This window comes from Streptacidiphilus anmyonensis, from assembly GCF_000787855.1.
Lineage (GTDB): Bacteria > Actinomycetota > Actinomycetes > Streptomycetales > Streptomycetaceae > Streptacidiphilus > Streptacidiphilus anmyonensis.
Window position 1 is genome coordinate 1 of sequence record NZ_BBPQ01000115.1, and the last position, 16,810, is coordinate 16,810.

11 protein-coding genes are annotated in these 16,810 nt (G+C 72.3%); 3 read left to right on the forward strand and 8 right to left on the reverse strand.

Translation table 11 applies throughout. The features are described 5' to 3' along the window. Positions 1 to 144: 144 nt before the first annotated feature. The 7 genes from TR50_RS40755 to TR50_RS40790 form a co-directional block, all read right to left on the reverse strand. On the reverse strand, positions 145 to 1,455 hold the full coding sequence (locus TR50_RS40755; RefSeq protein WP_042435149.1) for a M50 family metallopeptidase: 1,311 nt from the start codon (positions 1,453 to 1,455) through the stop codon (positions 145 to 147). 75 nt (positions 1,456 to 1,530) lie between these two features. Beyond that, on the reverse strand, positions 1,531 to 2,763 hold the full coding sequence (gene dxr / locus TR50_RS40760; RefSeq protein WP_042435152.1) for a 1-deoxy-D-xylulose-5-phosphate reductoisomerase: 1,233 nt from the start codon (positions 2,761 to 2,763) through the stop codon (positions 1,531 to 1,533). A 195-nt stretch (positions 2,764 to 2,958) separates the two neighbouring features. After that, on the reverse strand, positions 2,959 to 5,418 hold the full coding sequence (locus tag TR50_RS40765) for a S53 family peptidase (protein ID WP_162484986.1): 2,460 nt from the start codon (positions 5,416 to 5,418) through the stop codon (positions 2,959 to 2,961). A gap of 195 nt (positions 5,419 to 5,613) precedes the next feature. Then, positions 5,614 to 7,590 (reverse strand): acyl-CoA dehydrogenase family protein, encoded by a 1,977-nt coding sequence (locus tag TR50_RS40775; protein ID WP_042435155.1) that lies wholly within the window; start codon positions 7,588 to 7,590, stop codon positions 5,614 to 5,616. Between the two features lie 87 nt (positions 7,591 to 7,677). After that, positions 7,678 to 9,123 carry an aldehyde dehydrogenase family protein gene (locus tag TR50_RS40780; RefSeq protein WP_042435189.1) on the reverse strand — a complete coding sequence of 482 codons (1,446 nt, stop codon included), beginning with the start codon at positions 9,121 to 9,123 and terminating at the stop codon, positions 7,678 to 7,680. Positions 9,124 to 9,263: 140 nt separating this feature from the next. After that, positions 9,264 to 10,829, reverse strand: coding sequence for a PucR family transcriptional regulator (locus TR50_RS40785; RefSeq protein ID WP_042435158.1), 1,566 nt, complete (start codon positions 10,827 to 10,829; stop codon positions 9,264 to 9,266). 160 nt (positions 10,830 to 10,989) lie between these two features. After that, positions 10,990 to 13,098: a hypothetical protein gene (locus TR50_RS40790; protein ID WP_052441874.1), complete on the reverse strand. Its 2,109-nt coding sequence runs from the start codon at positions 13,096 to 13,098 to the stop codon at positions 10,990 to 10,992. Positions 13,099 to 13,403: 305 nt separating this feature from the next. Here TR50_RS40790 and gabT point away from each other — a divergent pair, with 305 nt between their 5' ends. The 3 genes from gabT to TR50_RS40805 all read left to right on the forward strand — a co-directional run bounded on the left by gabT (position 13,404) and on the right by TR50_RS40805 (position 16,429). Then, complete coding sequence (gene gabT / locus TR50_RS40795; RefSeq protein WP_042435172.1) at positions 13,404 to 14,759, forward strand: 4-aminobutyrate--2-oxoglutarate transaminase; 1,356 nt, start codon at positions 13,404 to 13,406, stop codon at positions 14,757 to 14,759. A gap of 130 nt (positions 14,760 to 14,889) precedes the next feature. Next, entirely contained in the window at positions 14,890 to 15,537 is a 648-nt protein-coding gene (locus tag TR50_RS43430) for a C40 family peptidase (protein WP_052441875.1), read from the forward strand. A 280-nt stretch (positions 15,538 to 15,817) separates the two neighbouring features. After that, positions 15,818 to 16,429 carry a phosphatase PAP2 family protein gene (locus tag TR50_RS40805; protein WP_236654805.1) on the forward strand — a complete coding sequence of 204 codons (612 nt, stop codon included), beginning with the start codon at positions 15,818 to 15,820 and terminating at the stop codon, positions 16,427 to 16,429. Here TR50_RS40805 and TR50_RS40810 read toward each other — a convergent pair. Further along, complete coding sequence (locus tag TR50_RS40810; protein WP_042435178.1) at positions 16,414 to 16,755, reverse strand: hypothetical protein; 342 nt, start codon at positions 16,753 to 16,755, stop codon at positions 16,414 to 16,416. The genes TR50_RS40805 and TR50_RS40810 overlap by 16 nt on opposite strands. Positions 16,756 to 16,810: the final 55 nt, after the last annotated feature.

Below are 16,810 nucleotides of genomic sequence, written 5' to 3' on the forward strand. Positions count from 1 at the left end.
GCTTGCGTAATCCCCACAGTGAGGCGGCGGCTGCCCGGTCACTCCAGGCCAGCCGGGCGCGCGCGGTACCCGTCGGCGCACCCGACCCAACGTTACCCGACGCTTCTGAACGCTCCGGTTAACGGCCGTCGCCGCTGCCGGGGGTCAACCCAGCTGCACGGGGTTCACCACGTCGGCGATCATCACCAGCACGGTGAAGCAGAGGAAGATCCCGGCGACCACATAGGCCACGGGCATCAGCTTGGCGACGTCGAAGGGCCCCGGGTCGGGGCGCTTGACCAGGCGCGCGAACTGCCGCCGCACGGCCTCCCAGAGCGCGCCCGCGATGTGCCCGCCGTCGAGCGGCAGCAGCGGCAGCATGTTGAGCAGGAAGAGCGAGAGGTTCAGCCCGGCCAGCAGTTGCAGCATGGTCGCGATCCGCGCGCTCGCCGGCGCGTGCATGGCCAGCACGTCGCCGCCGACCCGGGCCACGCCCACGACGCCGACCGGCGAGTCCAGCGAGCGCTTCTTGCCCTCGAAGGCCGCGCCCCACAGGCCGGGGATCTTCGAGGGCAGCGAGACGATCGAGGAGGCGCCCTGCTTGGCGATGCCCGACATCTTGTCCAGGCTCTCGCCGAGGCCGAGCTGCGTGGTCGGCTGGATCGGCTGGATGCCGAGGAAGCCCGCGTGGACGATCTGCGTGGTCGGGTTGCCGTTGGAGTCCAGCCCGTACAGGTTGTTCCTGGTCAGCGTGACCGGGACGGTGAAGGTCTGGCCGCCGCGCCTGACGCCGAGGGTGACCTGGTCGTCCGGGTGCTTGCGGATCTCGTTCTGGAGCTGGTCGTAGCCGGTGATGGCGACGCCGTTGAACGAGGTGATGGTGTCGCCGGCCTTCAGTCCCGCCTTCGCGGCCGGGCTCTCCGGGGCGCCCTTCGGGCAGGTGTCGCTGGTGGCCGCGCTGGAGTTGCTGGCGACCACGCACTGCGTGACGTAGGAGATCGTCGGCTGGGCCTGCGGCACGCCGAAGCCCATCAGCACGACCAGGAACAGCACGACGGCCAGGATCAGGTTCATGAAGGGGCCGAAGAACATGATGATGACCCGCTGCCACGGCTTGCGGGTGTAGAACAGCCGTGTCTCGTCGCCCGGCAGGATCTCCTCGTAGGACTGCTCGCGCGCGTCCTCGATCATGCTGCGCCAGGGCGAGGTGGAGCGGGCGACGACCTTGCCGTCCGGGCCCGGGGGGAACATCCCGATCATGCGGATGTAGCCGCCGAGCGGGATGGCCTTGATGCCGTACTCGGTCTCGCCCTTCTTGCGCGACCAGATCGTCGGCCCGAAGCCGACCATGTACTGCGGCACCCGGACCTTGAAGATCTTGGCCCAGCTGAGGTGGCCCAGCTCGTGCCAGGCGATGGAGAAGAGCAGGCCGAGCACGAAGATCACGATGCCCAGGATCGTCATCAGTGTCGTCATCGTGCGTCTGCTCCTCTTGGTTCCATGCCGGCCGCCGCTGCGGCCACCCCGACCAACATCATGCCGCGTCCGCGGTCAGCCCGCGGCGATCTCGCGGGCACGGGCGCGCGCCCAGCCCTCCGCAGCCAGGACGTCCTCGACGGTCAACGAAGTTCCCGGCGCCGGGGTGCCGTGCTCGGAGACCACCTTGGCCACCGTATCCACGATCCCTGTGAACGCCAGCCTGCCCTGGAGGAACGCCTCGACGCACTCCTCGTTCGCGGCGTTGAAGACGGCGGGCGCCGTGCCGCCCAGCTCCCCCACCTCGCGGGCGAGCCCGACCGAGGGGAACGCCTCGGTGTCGAGCGGGAAGAACTCCCAGGTCGCGGCCTTGGTCCAGTCGCAGCCCGGCGCGGCGTCCGGCACCCGGTCGGGCCAGCCGAGGCCGAGCGAGATGGGCATCCGCATGTCGGGCGGGCTCGCCTGGGCCAGCGTCGAGCCGTCGACGAACTCCACCATCGAGTGGACGACCGACTGCGGGTGGACGACGACCTCGATCCGCTCGAACGGGATGTCGTAGAGCAGGTGCGCCTCGATGACCTCCAGGCCCTTGTTGACCAGGGTCGCCGAGTTGATCGTGATGACCGGGCCCATGTCCCAGTTCGGGTGGTTGAGCGCCTGCTCCTTGGTCACCCCGGCCAGCTTCTCGCGGCTCCAGCCGCGGAACGGACCGCCGCTGGCGGTCACCACGAGCTTGCGGACCTCGCGGCGAGAGCCCGACATGAGGGCCTGGAACAGCGCGGTGTGCTCGGAGTCCACCGGCACGATCTGCCCCGGCGCGGCCAGGGCCTTCACCAGCGGGCCGCCGACGATCAGCGACTCCTTGTTGGCCAGGACCAGCACCCGCCCGGCGCGCAGCGCGGCGAGCGTCGGCCGCAGGCCGATGGAGCCGGTGATGCCGTTCAGTACGGAGTGGCACTCCCTCGCCGCCAGCTCGGTCGCGGCGTCCGGCCCGGCGAGGACCTCGGGCAGCGGCGCGCCCTTCGGCGCGGCGGCGGCCAGCGCCTCCCTGAGCGGCGCGACCGCCTCCGGCTGCGCGACGGCGACGACCTTCACGCCCAGCCGCACCGCCTGCTCGGCGAGCAGCGCGACCCGTCCCCCGGCGGCGGACAGGCCCACGACCCTGAAGCGGTCGGGGTTCCGCAGCACGATGTCGATGGCCTGGGTCCCGATGGAACCGGTCGATCCCAGGATCACCAGCTCCCGGGGCCCCTCGGGGTCGGCGACGACGGGCTCGAAGCGCAGATGCGGGTCGGCGAGAAGTGTCATGGGGCCATTCTGTCCTGTCCGGCCGAGCCGCCGAGCACCCGTGGGTGGTCGGCGTCGTCGGACTCTCCACGGGCCGGGGGCGCCCCGGGGCCGCAGCGCCCTCGCGGGGTCTCCTGTCACAGACGCGCCTGCCCCCGGCGCCGGGGTGCGCCGGGGGCAGCTGCGTGGAGGGTCGGTCCGCGTCGTGACCGCTGGTCACTGGCCGGTCGGGTGGTCCTTGAACCAGGTGATGAACCCCTCGGCCGGGCTGCCGATGCCCGTGGTGTCGTCGTAGCCGTCCGTCGTCTTCAGGCTCGTGTCCTCGTCCTCGCGGACCAGGACGGGGCCCTGGTCGCCGTTGTAGGCGAAGCTCGGCTCGTGGCCCCCCAGCGGGTTCGGCTTGACGTCGTGGAAGCTCGGCGAGTTGAACTGCTTGTACAGGACCGGGTTGGCGAAGCCCAGTGCGGAGCCGGAGCTCTGGATGGCCAGCGCCTCCATCCCGCTGAACAGCGGGCAGGCGAGGCTGGTGCCGCCGATGGTCTCGTCCTTCCAGACGCCGCCGCTCAGGTCGTAGACCACACCGCCGGAGGTCTGCCGTGCGACCGCGTTGCCGACCGTCATGCCGACGTCCATGCCGGTCCACGAGTCCGCGTCCATCGCCACGTCCGGCAGCACCCGGTGGCCCTGGCCGTCCGGCTTGGCGAGCCCGTCGGGGACCACGCCGACCTGGTAGGGCGGCTGCTGGAACATCTGGCTGACGCCGCCGCCGCCGGCTCCGTCGAAGGTGCCCTGCGAGGCCCAGCCGCCGCCGGTGCCGGGGTAGTCCATGGCGCCCCAGCCGGTCTCGAACTTGTAGTTCCCCGCGGCGTCCGTGCCCAGGGTGGTGCCGCCCACGCCGGTCGCCCAGGGGTCCGAGGCGGGGTAGCCCACCGACGGGTTCGGCATCTTCTGCCGGTCGCCGGCGGTGAAGTCGCCCGAGTCGCCGGTGGAGAAGTTGAAGTTGATGCCCTCGACCGCGCCCTGCTGGAAGATCTGCTGGGCGGCCGCGATCGAGCTCTGGTCGGTGCCGAGCTCCGGGCCGCTCCAGGAGTTGGAGACGACGTCCGCGGTGTGCTTCGAGATGATCTCCTGGAAGGCCTGGAAGAAGTCCGCGTTGGTCTCCGACTCGGCGCCGTAGTAGACGATCTTCGCGTCGGGCGCCATCGCGTGCACGGCCTCGACGTCGAGCGTCTCCTCGCCCCACCAGCCCGACGCGTCGGACGCCGTCGTCTTGCCCGGGTCGTAGGACTGCGGGATGTGCTGGGTGAACTGACCCGGCTTCAGCTGCGGCAGGCCCATCTCCTGGGACCAGCGGTCGACGTCCTGCACGATCGTCGGCGACGCGTAGGCGTCGACGACGGCCACGGTGACGCCCTGGCCGGTCATGCCGCTGGCGCTCGCGCCGTAGGCGGCGCGCAGCTGCTTCGCCGTGTAGCCGCACAGCGGCTGCGAGGACGGCCCGTCCGGCCCGTCCGGCAGACCGGAGGGGCGCTGGCCGTAGAAGCTGCTGCACTCGGGGTTGTCGGCGGCCACGAACATGCCGCCGCGGCCGACGGGGCTGGAGGTGGTGAGACCGGTGACCGCCGAGACGTAGTCGCCGACGTTCTGCGGGTACTGCGGCTGCGTCGTCGGCGCGATGTCCACGCGGCCGTCGTGCTTGTAGCGGTGGATCTGGACCTTCAGGGCGTCCTCGACCTTGGCGATCGTCGTGGAGACCACGATCGACTCCGAGTCCTGGCTGACGATCTTCATCCCGTCCTGCTGGACCCACTGGCTGACCGCCTGACCGGCGCCCTGGCCGGTGCTGAAGGTGGTGGAGAACGCGTCGGGGCTCAGGAACTTGTGGTAGTTCGGGTCGCCGGGCGTGCCGACCTCCTGCGCGTACTGCGCGAGGTTCTGCGGCTTGGCCTTGGCGAACCAGACCTGGCCGGTCACCACCGTCTTCGGGTTCGCGGGACCGATGTCGTTGGCCGGATCGGCCCAGGACGGCGGGTTCCAGGTCTTGCCGTTGGCCGGCGCGGCCATGGTGCCGCCGCTCGCGGAGTCGCTGCTGCCGCCCTTGCCGTTCTTGCCCCCGTGCGAGGCGACCACGACGACGGTGACGACGACGGCGAGCGCGACGACGGCGGCGCCGATGACCATCCCGCGCTTACGACGCGGCCCACCCCCGGAACCGCCGGGGCCGCCATACGGAGCCCCCGGTCCGCCGGGCCCGCCCGGCCCGAAGCCGCCAGGGCCGCCAGGTCCGCCGGGGCCGCCCGGTCCGCCCGGTCCGCCTCCGAAGGGCGGCTGCTGCGGCGGCCGGGGCTGCTGCGGGTAGCCGGCCGGGGGCTGCGGCGCTCCGTAGGGGTTGGGACCCTGCGGAGGTCGGGGGGCGCCGTACGGGTTCGGACCCTGCGGCGGCTGCGGCTGCGGGGGCTGCGGCTGCGGAGCTCCGTACGGGTACGGGTTCGGGCCCTGCGGGGGCTGCGGACGGGGCGGCTGCGGCGGGTAACCCTGCTGCGGCGGCCGGGGGTAGCCGGCAGGCTGCTGCGGGGGGTAGCCCTGGGGCGGCCGCGGGCCGCCGTACGGCGGCTGCGCCGGATTGCCGCCTCCGGGCGGCTGCTGCGGGTTCTGCCCGTACGGCGGGTAACTCACGCTGGACCTGCTCCTCGTCGTCGAAACACCGGGAGCCTTGCGCGCGAACACTTACGCCCTGGCGTGCGAGCCCCCGGTGGCAGCTCCTCTTCTCGCACGCCAGTGCGCATCGTAGTGGTGAGCGCGCGTCAGGTGCGTCAAGGGTGCATCACCGTCAACGGATCTCCCCAACCGCGTGTCTCGTCCGTTACCCCGTCAACCCCCGATCGGACGGTGCACATTGGGGCGCTCGGCCGGGCCGGGCGCTGCCTCCGCGATCCACGCTCCCTCGCCGGAAGGGTCCAGCACCCCCTCCTCCAACCAGCCGTAACGACCCGTCATCACGGCCTTGGCGAGGCGCCGGTCGGCGTCGTCGCTGTTCTCCCAGAGCCGCCCGAACAACTCCTCGGTGCGCAGCCGCGCCTGCCGGCAGAAGACGTCGGCGAGCTCGTAGGCCGCGCGCCCGGCGTCCGGGCCCTCCGTCGTACGCAGCAGTTCGGCCCGCACACAGGCGGCGCTCATCGCGAACAGCTCCGCGCCGATGTCGACGATCCGGGCCAGGAAGCTCTGCTTGGTCTCCATCCGGCCCTGCCAGCGCGACATCCCGTAGAAGGTGGAGCGGGCCAGCTTGCGCGCGCTGCGCTCGACGTAGCGCAGGTGGGCGGAGAGGTCGCGGTGGCCGGGCCGGTGGAACTCGCGGTAGGAGGTCGGCACCTGGCCCGGTCCGGCGACCAGCTTGGGCAGCCACGCCGCGTAGAACGCACCCGCCTTGGCGGCGGCGCGGCCCTTGCGGCGCAGGTCGGCCTCCGGCTCGATCAGGTCACCGGCGACCTTGAGGTGGGCGTCCACGGCCTCGCGGGCGATGAGCAGGTGCATGATCTCGGTGGAGCCCTCGAAGATCCGGTTGATCCGCATGTCGCGCAGCACCTGCTCGGCCGGGACCGCCCGCTCCCCGCGCGCGGCCAGCGAGGCCGCCGTCTCGTAGCCGCGCCCGCCGCGGATCTGCACCAGCTCGTCGGCGATCAGCCAGCCCATCTCGGAGCCGTAGAGCTTGGCGAGGGCGGCCTCGATCCGGATGTCGTTGCGGTCCTCGTCGGCCATCTGGCCGGCCAGCTCGACCACGGCCTCCAGCGCGAAGGTGGTCGCGGCGATGAAGGAGATCTTGGTCGCGACCGCCTCGTGCGCGGCGATCGACCTGCCCCACTGCTCGCGCTCGGCCGACCACTCCCGGGCGATCTTCAGGCACCACTTGCCCGCCGCCACGCACATCGCCGGGAGCGAGAGCCGCCCGGTGTTCAGCGTGGTCAGCGCGATCTTGAGGCCCTCCCCCTCGCCCCCGATCCGGTTCCCCGCCGGAACGCGGACGCCGTCGAAGCGGGTCACCCCGTTCTCGATGCCGCGCAGGCCCATGAAGGCGTTGCGGTTCTCCACCGTCAGACCGGGCGAGTCGGCCTCCACCACGAAGGCGGTGATGCCGCCCCGGTGCCCCTCCGACCTCGGCACCCTGGCCATGACCACGAGCAGGTTCGCGATGACGCCGTTGGTCGTCCACAGCTTCACGCCGTCGAGGACGTACTCGGAGCCGTCCTCGCTCGGCGTGGCGGTGGTCGCGAGGCGGGCCGGGTCGCTGCCCACGTCCGGCTCGGTCAGCAGGAACGCGGTGATGTCGGTGGTCGCGCAGCGCGGCAGGAACGCCCGCTTCTGCTCGGGCGTGCCGAAGAGCTTCAGCGGCTGCGGCACGCCGATCGACTGGTGCGCGGAGACCAGCGCCGCGACGGCCGGGCTGACGCTGCCGATCAGGGTCAGCGCCCGGTTGTAGTGCACCTGGGTGAGACCGAGCCCGCCGTACTCGCGGTCGATCTTCATCCCGAAGACGCCGAGCTCCTGGAGACCCCTGACCACCTCGTCCGGGATCCTCGCATCCCGTTCGATGACCGCCCCGTCGAGCTTCGTCTCGCAGAAGGCGCGCAGCCGCGCCAGGAACTCCGCGCCCTCCAGCTCCGCCCCCTCGTCGGGCAGCGGGTGCGGGTGGATCAGGTCCAGACGGAAACGGCCCAGGAACAGTTCCTTGGCGAAGCTGGGCTTGCGCCAGTCCTGTTCCCGGGCCTCCTCCGCGACGCGACGGGCCTCGCGTTCGGTGACCTTGGGAGCGTCAGGCTGAAGAGCGGAGCGCTGAGGGACGGAGCCGGACATGTGGCATCACCTCACGGTGGGATACCTGCCAGTATCTTCTTCCGACCGTACGCTGAGTGCCCCCATGGTCACCAGGGGTGAGACGTTCTACAGGGCCAGACCGGTGAGCACGAGCACGCGCTCGTAGGTGTAGTCGGCCATCGCGTAGGCGACGCCCTCGCGGCCCACGCCGGAGTCCTTCACGCCGCCGTACGGCATCTGGTCGGCGCGGTAGGACGGCGCGTCGCCGATCACCACACCGCCGACCTCCAGCTCCCGGTGGGCGCGGAAGGCCACCTGCACGTCGTGCGTGAAGACGCCCGTCTGCAGACCGAACTTCGAGTCGTTGACGGCCGCGAACGCCTCGTCCACGCCGTCGACCTTCTGCAGCGACAGGACCGGGCCGAAGACCTCCTCGGTCGCCAGCGTCACGCCGCCGGGCAGCTCGGCCACCACGGTCGGCGCGTAGCTCGCGCCCTCGCGCTTGCCGCCGGCGAGCAGCTTGGCGCCCGCGTTCACGGCCTCGTCCACCCACGCCTCGACGCGCTTGGCGGCGTCCTCGCTGACCAGCGGGCCGACGTCGACGGCGTCGTCGGTCGGGTCACCGGTGACCTGCGTGCCGACCTTCTCGACGACCTTCTCGACCAGGCGGTCGTAGATCGACGCGTCGGCGATCACGCGCTGCACGGAGATGCAGGACTGGCCGCCCTGGTAGTTGGCGAAGGTCGCGATGCGGGTCGCGGCCCAGTCCAGGTCCGCCTCGGAGTTCCAGTCGCCGAGCACGACCGCGGCGGCGTTGCCGCCCAGCTCCAGGGTCACGTGCTTGCGCGGCACCGAGTCGAGGATCGCGTAGCCGACCTTGTCCGAGCCGGTGAACGAGATGACGGGCAGACGCGGGTCCTGCACCAGCGCCGGCATCCGGTCGTTCGGGACGGTCAGCACGGACCAGGAACCGGCCGGGAGGTCGGTCTCGGCCAGGATCTCGCCCAGGATCAGCGCGGAGACCGGCGTCGCCGGAGCCGGCTTGAGGATGATCGGCGCGCCGACGGCGATCGCCGGGGCGACCTTGTGCGCGACCAGGTTCAGCGGGAAGTTGAACGGCGCGATGCCGAGGACCACGCCGCGGTTGAAGCGGCGCACGAAGCCGAGACGGCCGGTGCCGCCGGCGTCGGTGTCCAGACGCTGGCCCTCACCGCTGTTGAAGCGGCGCGCCTCCTCCGAGGCCCAGCGGAAGACGCTCACCGCGCGGCCGACCTCACCACGCGCCCACTTGATCGGCTTGCCGTTCTCGGCGGTGATCAGCTGCGCGATCTCCTCGGTGCGCTCCGCCAGCCGCTTCGCGACGTGGTCGAGCGCGGCGGCACGCTGGTACGCGGGGGTGGCGGCGAACTCGTCCTTCACCGCGTAGGCGGCCGCGACGGCCTCCTCGACCTGCGCGTCACTGGCGATGCTCACCTTGGCGACGAGCCGCCCGTCATAGGGGTGGTGCACGTCCAGCGTCTCGGGGCCGGTCTCCTGCCGCCCCGCCAGCCAGAATGCGTAGGTGGTGGTCACCGCGGTCACCGGCCCTTCCGTCGTCAAATCCAGGACTCTTCAGCCCCAACGGTAGGCCGGAGACCACCTGTTCCACTTGTCCGGAACGTACGAGACCCGGGCGCCGAACTCGACACCGCGGCCACCTCGACCGGGCCCGGTCACTCGCCGGAGGCGCGCAGCGCCATCCACAGCTCCATCCGCACGTCCGCGTCGTCCAGCGTGCGCCCCAGCAGCTCCTCCACCCGCCGCATGCGGTACCGCAGCGTGTGCCGGTGGACACCGAGGTCCGCGGCCGCCGCGTCCCACTGGCCGTGGCGGGAGAGCCAGGCGCGCAGGCTCGCCTCCAGATCGCCGCGCGAGGTGCGGTCGTGCTCGCGCAGCGGCCGCAGCAGGCCCTCCGCGAACGCCTGGACGGCCTCCTCGCCGAGCAGCGGCAGCAGCGAGCCCGCACCGACCTCCGCGTGGTCCACACTCCTGCGGCCGCTGCGCAGCGCCACCGCCAGCGCGCGCTCCGCCTCCGCCGCCGCGGACCCCGCCGACTCCAGCGTCGTCGGGGAGGAGATCCCGACCGCGACCGTCTCCAGGTCCCCCGCGAGATCCGTGCACACCTGGTGCACCATCCCGCCGTCCACGGCCACCAGCACCAGCCGCTCGCCCTCCGGGGCGAGCAGCAGCGGCTCGCCGGAGCGCGCCGCGGCCTGCTCGGCGCGGTCGCCGAGCTCGGCCAGCTCGCCGCCCTCGGCCATCAGCACCCGCACGGGGCCCTGCGGCAGCCCGCCCAGCAGCGCGCCGGCCACTTCCTTGGCGATCACCGTCTCCCCGGCCAGGACCAGGCGCAGCAGCGCCGTCCGCATCCGGTCCTCGGCGCGGCGCAGGTCCCGCGAGCGTTCCAGGGTCAGCGTCAGCAGGGCGACGGCGGCGTTCACGACATAGCGCTCGCCGGAGGTCAGCCGGTCCTCGGTGCCGACGGCGAGGAAGCCGCGGGCGCGGCGGTCCGCGCCGAGCGACTGGAGCACGACGTAGTCCTGTGTGTCGGGGGTGTCCCCCTGGAGCGCCATGCTCGCGGGCGCGGACTGGCCGCGCAGCCGCTCCACCTCGGGCCGCAGCCGGCCGGCCCGGCGCGCGGCCCAGTCCGGAGCGGCGACGACCACCCCGCCGGTCGCGTCGTACAGCGCCGCCCAGCCGCCGAGCCGGGCCGCGAGCCTCGCGACGACGGCGGTCGTGCCGTCCTTGCCGAGAGCCGCGCGGGTCAGCTCCTCCTGCGCCTCGAAGCTGGTGGTGACCGCCTTGTACTGCTCGGCGGCGAGAGCCGCCGTGACCGCCTTGCTGATCGCGATGAACGGCGTCGGCTGCGGCACCTCCAGCAGCGGCAGGGAGCGCTCGGCCGCAGCGTCGACCAGCGTCTGCGGCACCTCGTCGTAGGTCAGCCCCACCCCGATGCCCAGACCCGCGACGCCCGCGTCCGCCAGCCGGTGGACGTACTGGCGCAGTTTCTCCTTGCCCTTGCCGAGCTTCAGCCCCGTGGTCAGCAGCAGCTCGCCGCCCTCGAGGTAGGGCACCGGGTCGTCCAGCTCGCTGGTGTGCACCCAGCGGACCGGCCGCTCGAGCGCGGTCTCACCCGCGCGCACGACGAGCCCCAGCCCCGGCATCGCGACCAGGGAGGCCACCGTGACACTGCTGTGCCGCACCTCGTCGTCGGGGCGCGGAGGCTTCTCGTGAGACATGACACCTTCGACGGAGCGGGGGCGGCGGCGTGCCGCCTCGTTGCGGCACCCCGGTCGGGCGCGGGGCTTGGACGGCACGTCCAAGCCCTCTCCGTCGATTCTGCCTCAGCGGCGCAGCTACTCGCGCGTCACGTCCAGGCCACGTCCGAGGCGGCCGCGCTCATGGCAGCCGCACCAGCAGCGGCGGCACCTGCGTGCCGTCCACCGAGGTCAGGGAGACGACCGCGTGACCGCGGGGCAGCACCTGGGCCAGATCCGACGCCGACCAGCGACGGCGCTCGACCTTCCGTGTGGTGACACTCTCCGTCTGCGCCCGCTCCCCTTCCAGCAGGGCCCGCATCCCGCGCAGGGAACGCCGGACGATGCCTCCCGAGGTGTCCACCGCGCGCGTCACGTCCCGCTCGTCGACCCAGACCGTGCCCCACGCCTCCTCGAACAGCCTGCCGTCCCACGGCGCCAGGCCGGGGAACGCCATCCGGCCGCCGACCGCGCCGAACAGCGGCGCCCGCAGCGACTCGGGCACGTCGACGAGCGTCCGCAGCCCCAGCACCGCGCCGCCGTTCGCGGACCGCAGGCGTTGCAGGCCGCGAATCGCGTGCGTGTCCACCGCGGCCGACGCGTCGTCGACGACCAGCCCGGCGAAGAGCGAGCGGTCCGCGCGGCTCGCGGCCGCGTGCAGGAACTGGCCGACCACCAGTCGGCCCAGGATCCGCGCCGCCTCGGGATGGCTGTGGTCCGGCAGCGCGATCCTCACCCGCAGCGGGTGGTCGAGCGCGCGCAGCGCGAACAGCGGCAGCGACTCCGCGTCGCCCGCCGACGCGTTGAAGCAGCGGGCGAAGACGGGACGGTCCAGCAGCGCGAGCCGGTCGGCGAGCAGCGCACCCGGATCGTCGGCGAGACCGTGCATCCGCTCGCGCTGGGCGAGCTCGTGCTGGTGCCGCTCGAGCGCGCCGCTCTCCCGCACCGCGGCGAGCAGCCCCGTCCACGCACGCTCCTCGCCGCGCAGCAGCAGCACCAACTCCCGCACACCGGGCAGCCGGCCGAAACCCGCCTCGAACGGGCCGACGATCTGCTGGAGCGCGAGCCGCGCCGCCTCCGTGCGCAGCGCCAACTCGTCGGGCAGCAGCGCGTCCGCGAGCCGCGCCGCCGCCTCGTCCGCGTGCAGCGCGCCGCCGAACAGGTCCAGCCCGTACCGCGCCCCCGGATCGCCGGGCGCGACCACGACGTCGTACCAGGCCGCCGGCCCCAGATCGGCGTCGGCCGCGCCGACGACGACCACGACGGCGGTCCCCGTCAACGCCTGCAGACACAGCGCCTCGGCGACGGGACGCGTCAGCCGCGTCGTCTTCCCGCTCCCGGCCGGCCCGACGGCCAGCAACGAGGTCCCGAGCAGCAGCGGATCGAGCGCGACGTCCGCGCCCCGGTACCCGGCAGGGTTCTTCGGCACGTTCTCCGCGGCGCCCAACCGGAGCTGACGCAGCAGCAGATCGCTCGCCGGACTCCTCCCGGGCAGATCCCGCGCCCCGGACGGATGCGCACACGCGACCGCGCCGTACTCCCGCACCGCGTCCACCAGCGCCCCGAGCCGCGCGGGGTCGTGCCGCACACACTCCAGCGCCCGCAGCAACCGCTGGTGGTCCACATCCCCGACCCGCCCCTGCGCGGTCTCCGAATCCAGCAACCCCAACGCCCCGACCCCCGCCACCGCCCGCAACGGCGCCCACACGTCGAGCTGTTCGGAAGGCTCACGGCGTGGCGCCCCCGTCGGCGCCGACGCTCCGGCTGCGCGCAGTTGGACCCAGAGCGGCGAACCGAAGCGACGCCAGACAGCCTTCCAACGCCCCATCCGACCGAAGACGAAGACAAGCAGGAGAGCGAGGGGCAGGTACAGGAAGTAGAGAAGCGTGACCGCCCAGAACTCGTTCCTCCCGGCCGCGCTGATCAGGCTCGGCCAGACGAACCGCAATGCCCAGACCAGCGTCCCGCCGGTCAGCCACATGTACAGCTCCAGAGCGACCACGAAATTCAGCGCCGCCCGCAACAACAGCTTCCACCCCGGGATCGCGTCGTCCGCGAGCGTCTTCTCGTCCGACGGGCGGGGTTCCGGGCCGAGGCCGAAGACGCCGGCCGGCGTCCGGTGGCGCTTCGCCGAGACCCACCCGACGAGGTCGAATCCCCCGCCCTGCGCGCTGTGCGCGCCCTCCGCGCCGTACTGCGGCGGAATCGCCGCCCCTCCAGGGGCGGGTACCCGCGGCGGCGCGCTCGGCATGGGAGGGATCGCGGCGTCCGAGGGATGTGCCGTATGCCCGTCGAGTGACATCGCCGTCCCGCTCCCTTGCGCCCGCACACAAGCCCGCCTCGAAGCACTCAATCTAGTGGAGCGGACCCGCTCCCCGTGCGGAAGCACACGCATCATGATCAGTGTCCGCACCGGACAACTCCACGGGCGGATCACTCCCCTTCGGCGTATGCCCGCGCCCCAGCCCCGCCGTAGCCTGCTCAAAGGGGACGATCCCCCCTCGCCCCCGTCGGAACCACTTCGGACCCGACCCACAACGCATGGGAGACCATCTCATGAGCGCTGCTCAGCTTCCCGGCGGCCCCTCGCTCCCGCAGGAGCGCCGCCTCGTCACCGCGATCCCCGGGCCGAAGTCGCAGGAGCTGCAGGCACGCAAGCTCGCCGCGGTGGCCGCCGGTGTCGGCACCACCCTGCCGGTCTACATCACCCGTGCGGGTGGCGGCGTCGTCGAGGACGTCGACGGCAACTCCCTGATCGACTTCGGCTCCGGCATCGCCGTCACCAACGTCGGCAACGCCGCCGAGCTGGTCGTCGAGCGCGCCTCGCAGCAGCTGGCCGCGTTCACGCACACCTGCTTCATGGTCACCCCCTACGAGGGCTACGTCGCCGTCGCCGAGCAGCTCAACGAGCTGACCCCGGGCGACCACGAGAAGCGCACCGCGCTGTTCAACTCCGGCGCCGAGGCCGTCGAGAACGCCGTCAAGATCGCGCGTGCCTACACCAAGCGCACCGCCGTCGTGGTCTTCGACCACGGCTACCACGGCCGCACCAACCTCACCATGGGCATGACCGCGAAGAACATGCCCTACAAGCAGGGCTTCGGTCCGTTCGCCCCCGAGGTCTACCGCGTTCCGGTGGCCTACCCCTTCCGCTGGCTGACCGGTGCGGAGAACTGCGCCGCCGAGGCCGCGGCCCAGGCGATCGACATGATCAACAAGCAGATCGGCGCCGACAACGTCGCCGCGATCGTGATCGAGCCCATCCAGGGCGAGGGCGGCTTCATCGAGCCGGCCAAGGGCTTCCTGCCGGCGATCGTCGAGTACGCCCGCGCCAACGGCATCGTCTTCGTCGCCGACGAGATCCAGACCGGCTTCTGCCGCACCGGCCAGTGGTTCGCCTGTGACGACGAGGGCATCGTCCCGGACCTGATCACCACCGCCAAGGGCATCGCCGGCGGCCTCCCGCTGGCCGCCGTGACCGGCCGCGCCGAGATCATGGACGCCGCCCACGCCGGCGGCCTCGGCGGCACCTACGGCGGCAACCCCGTCGCCTGCGCCGCCGCGCTGGGCTCGATCGAGACCATGAAGCAGCTGGACCTCAACGCCAAGGCCCAGGCCATCGGCGAGACCATGCTCACCCGCCTGCGCGCCTTCGCCGAGAAGTTCGACGTCATCGGCGACGTGCGCGGCCGCGGCGCGATGATCGCCATCGAGCTGGTCAAGCCGGGCAGCAAGGACCCGAACCCCGAGGCGACCGCCGCGCTGGCGAAGTTCTGCCACAACCAGGGCCTGCTGGTCCTGACCGCCGGCACCTACGGCAACGTCCTGCGCTTCCTGCCGCCGCTGGTCATGCCGCAGGAGCTGCTCGTCGAGGGCCTCGACATCCTCGAGAACGCCTTCGCCGCGCTCTGATCCCTGCTCCACCCCGCTCCACCCTGCTCCACCCCGCTGTGCCTCGCTGTGCCCCCGCCGGTTCGTCCGACGGGGGCACAGTGCATGACAGACCGTTGCACGCGCGGCGATCGGGGTAGTCATCGCCCGCATGTGGTCCCCCTTCCGGCTCGCCCGCCTCCTCACGGCGCTCGTCCTGGCCTTCACGACCTGCCTGCTCATGCCCGTCTACGCCGCTCACGCTGTCGACACCGGCTCCACCATCGGCGAGCGCCTGCGCGGCCTCCAGGCCGCACAGGTCGCCCTCGCCCAGCTCGGCACTCCCTACGCCTGGGGCGGCGGCAGCCTCACCGGCCCGACCCTGGGCTTCTGCGACGGCGTCAACGGCTACCTGCCCGACGGCTCCTGCTCGGCCGACCACACCATCGGCTTCGACTGCAGCGGCCTGGTCCGCTACGCCTGGTTCCAGGCGAGCGCGGGCTTCGTCACGCTCCCCCACTTCAGCGGCGGCCAGTCCCTCCAGGGCCGCCCGATCAAGCGGCGAGAGGACCTGCTCCCCGGCGATCTGCTCTTCTTCGCCGAGCCGGGCGGTCCGATCCACCACGTCGGCCTCTATCTGGGCAACGGCGCGATGGTCCACTCCGAGCACACGGGCACCCTGGTCACCGTGCTCCGCGACGTCTTCCACGACCCGAAGTGGGGCTCGCGCCTCGTCGCCGCCACCAGGCCGGAGCCGGTGCCCGCGGCGACGTTCGCACCGACTCTCGCACCACCCACGGGCGTTGCCCCGGGGGAGTGAAGAAGGTGTGCGGACCTGATGGTGGGTGGGTGAGACGGATCGCCCTCCAGGCCGCGGTGACGTACTGTCAAAGCAGATGGAGAAGCGCGATACCACCGAGGACACCACTTCGGATCCGCCCGCGGATCCCCTCAGCCGATCGACTGAACGCCGAGCTCAAACCCCCCGGGCCAAGCGGAACGTCGATCACCTCAGCCGCCCCGGAGCTCTCCCCCCTGCTCCGGGGCGGCTTCGCGCTGCCCTTTTCGGGACGCTCCTCCCGTCCGTGTGGTTCCCGGTCGTGCTGTTCGCGATCCTCGGCGTCCTGACGGAACAGGTCCTGACGAACGGCCCTCTGCTGGCCGTCGACCGCTGGGCCCGCGACACGGTCCAGGGATGGGTGGCGGCCGATCCGTGGCCGTGGACCGACACCCTCGCCGAACGTTGGACCGACTTCGGCGTGGCGACCTACTCGGGCGCAGTCCTGACGGCCGTGACCGTCGTGGTGACCGTCCGTCTCCGCTCCTGGCGCCCTCTGGCCACCGCCCTGCTCGCCGCCCTGGCCCTGTTCGGCACGGTGATCCCCGGCAAGATCCTCATCGGCCGCCCCGGCCCGGAGGGCGCACCCGTCGCCCCGGGCGACTGGGGCTGGTTTCCCTCGGGCCACACAGCCACCGCGTCGATCTGCCTGGGCACGGCAGCTCTGATCCTGTGCACGGCCTGGCCGCGCTTGCGCCCCCTGGTCTATCCGGCGACGGCCTTCGTCTGCGCGGGCGTCGGCTTCTGCCTCATCTGGCGCAACTACCACTGGCTCTGGGACGTGGTCGCCAGCGGCTGCCTCACAGGCATCGTCCTGTGGCTCGTCGTGCGCTGGCCCCTCGGCCGGCGTGACAGGGATCAGCCGCAGCGCTGATCCGAGTGGCACACCGTCGAGTAGTCGGGCACCCGTTCCGGACCGGCCGCGGCGGGGGGATGTTGAGGCAGCATCACCAGGCCCACGCACAAGGCGATGACATAGTGCGCCGCTGCCGTGAAAGGCGCGCGGCGGACGAGAGCCCCCAGGAAGATGCCGGCGGACGCCACAAAGAGCCCCAGGGCCCAGTGACGCATCCCGCCGAGGCAGACCAGCGCCTCCGCAAGGAAGAGCACGACGGCAGACGCGACATCCGACACCGTCCTCGGGCGCGGGATGCTCCACCAGCGATCCATCAGGCTGGGAGCGACACGCATCGAATCCATGCGCCCAGGGTCGTGGCCGGGCGCCGGGCACGCATGAGTAGAAGTACTCAACAAA